Source organism: Promicromonospora kroppenstedtii DSM 19349, from assembly GCF_000515355.1.
GTDB classification, from domain to species: Bacteria; Actinomycetota; Actinomycetes; order Actinomycetales; family Cellulomonadaceae; genus Promicromonospora; species Promicromonospora kroppenstedtii.
This window is the reverse complement of the sequence record NZ_KI911589.1, coordinates 5,853-7,911: the sequence shown is the minus strand read 5'-3', so window position 1 is coordinate 7,911 and position 2,059 is coordinate 5,853. Positions and strand designations below refer to the sequence as shown.

Annotated in this window: 3 protein-coding genes; all 3 read right to left on the bottom strand. The window is 70.0% G+C overall.

Annotated elements, in window-relative coordinates; genetic code table 11:
- Positions 1–241, bottom strand: a 241-nt coding sequence (locus PROKR_RS33560) for a hypothetical protein (RefSeq protein ID WP_211240004.1), incomplete at its 3' end; no start/stop codon positions are given.
- Complete coding sequence (locus tag PROKR_RS36760) at positions 238–588, bottom strand: hypothetical protein (RefSeq protein WP_211240003.1); 351 nt, start codon at positions 586–588, stop codon at positions 238–240. The genes PROKR_RS36760 and PROKR_RS33560, both read right to left, overlap by 4 nt.
- 459 nt (positions 589–1,047) lie before the next feature.
- On the bottom strand, positions 1,048–1,668 hold the full coding sequence (locus PROKR_RS32300) for a hypothetical protein (protein ID WP_157601847.1): 621 nt from the start codon (positions 1,666–1,668) through the stop codon (positions 1,048–1,050).
- Positions 1,669–2,059: the final 391 nt, after the last annotated feature.

Sequence of the window (2,059 nt, the reverse complement as noted above, 5' to 3'; positions counted from 1 at the left end):
TGAAGTCGACGTCGCCGGGCTTCATCGTCGCGAGGTCGCGCATCGTCAGCCCGAGGGCCTCGACCACCTTCGGTGTCGGGCAGCCGGCGCGGCAGCGCACGAGGACCTTGCCCTTGTCGGCCACGGTCAGCCGGAGCGACTGGCGGGAGTCGGAGTGCGCCGGGCAGTGGACGAGGACGCCGTCGTCGGTGTGCTCGACGTCGTCGAACTTGGAGATGAGGTCGGCGAGGGTCTTGGTCACGCGGTCACCGCCTTCAGGAGTCGGGCACCGACGAACTCGGTGTAGGCAGGGGGGATTGCTTCGGCGAGGAGTACGCGGTCGTCGAGCCAGTCGATGCCCATAGCGGTCTGCCACTGCTCGACGCTGCCCTTGCCGCCACCGTTGCCGTAGACGGCGAAGTAAGGGCCCTCGTACCACTGGCCGTGCCGGTAGCCCGCGACACGGCCGCGGTGCGGGGCGTGCTCGGGCGCTTCGGTCGACCAGCGGCCAAGCTCGAAGTAGCGGTGCCGGATCACGCCGAGCCCGAACGTCTCGCCGCACAGGGTCAGATCCCGGCGCATGGTTGCGCCCTGGACGTTCTCGATCACGTACGGCAGGCCGACGGCGTCGAGGAGCTCGCGCGTCTCTGGGATCAGGTCGACGTGATCGTCCTTCCAGCCGCGGGCCCGGTTGCCCTTGGTGAGGGCGGTGTTCGCCTGGCACGGCGGCGAGGCGTGGATCGCCGCAAAAGTCGGAGCGCCGGAGGAACTCGACGGGGCGGCCAGGCGCGTTGCGGTCCTCGAACCAGACGTGCTCGCCGCGATCGAGGCGGCGGAGGATGTCGAGCGCGCTGGTCGAGCGGACCGGGAACGGGTAGTGGTCCGCGCGGTCCTGGTCGAGCTCGACGCCGTAGACGTCGAACCCGGCTCGGTGGTAGCCCATCGCGGCGCCACCGCCGGCGCTGTAGAGGTCGAGGATCTTAGGTCGTGCGTCGGTGGCCGTCACGCGGCTACCTCCTTCAGGTCGGGTCAGTCGGTGTCGAGGACGGAATCGGCCTGGAGGGGTCGTCACGGCTCGCACGAGTTGCGGGAAGTCGCCCCAGGCGCATCACGACGTAGGCGTCCTCGATCGGCTTCCGCGGGCGCTTGACCACGGCGACGCCGAAGGGCATGCGGGCGTGGCCCTTCTGGACGCGCACGCCCTCGACGCCCTCGCGGATGCCGGTGAGGATGTCGCGGTAGTTCTTGGCCTGGAGGACAAACGGCGGAGAGTGGATATCGCCGACGTCCTTGTCGCCCCTCCTGGCGCGGGCGGTAGGCGAAGATGCCGGCCTCGACGAGGTAATCGCGGACCTGGCGCTCGAACAGGGAGCCCTTGCGGGCGTTGGGGTTGGTCACGTAGCCGCCCCGCACGACGGGCAGGGGCTCGCTGAAGACGTCGCGGATGGAGCCCGAGGCGTCAGACGGGAAGGCGACCCCGTGCGGGAGGCCGTCCGGGCACTTCACGGCGTCGATGAGCGCGCTGCCCTCGGCCTCGACGGCGCTGACGAGGGTCACGAACGGATCCCACTCCTCGCCCTTGCCGAAGGCCGGCGCGAGCTCGGTCGAGAGCCACATCGCGAGCGGGTTCGACTCGGCGTCGAGGAGGCGGTTCTTGAACCGGCGCATCGCCGGCAGGTCGTGAGTCATGCAAGGCTCCTTGCGTGGATACGACGAAGGCCCCCCGGCGGTCCGGGTGGACTGACGGGGGCCTTCGAGGGGCGGTGCCGCTAGGCGGCGGGTGGATCAGGCCTTGCCGTGGAGGGTCAGCGTCGGCTTGGTGTAGCGGACCGTCTCGCCGGCGCGTTCGCCGTTCTTCGCGACGAAGGAGACCTCCTCCAGGGCGAGCGTGGCGCGCACCTTGGAGCCCGTCCTCGCTCAGGTCGGCGAGCTCCTCCTCGACCTCGTGGTAGGAGAGGTCCGAGACCAGCGACCAGGAGCCCGACTGGAACTTGAAGATCCCGAGGTCGGCTCGTCCGCCAGGCGGAACCAGAGCTGAATGCGCGGCTCGGCGCCGACGCCCTTCTTCGCCTCAGCCTTG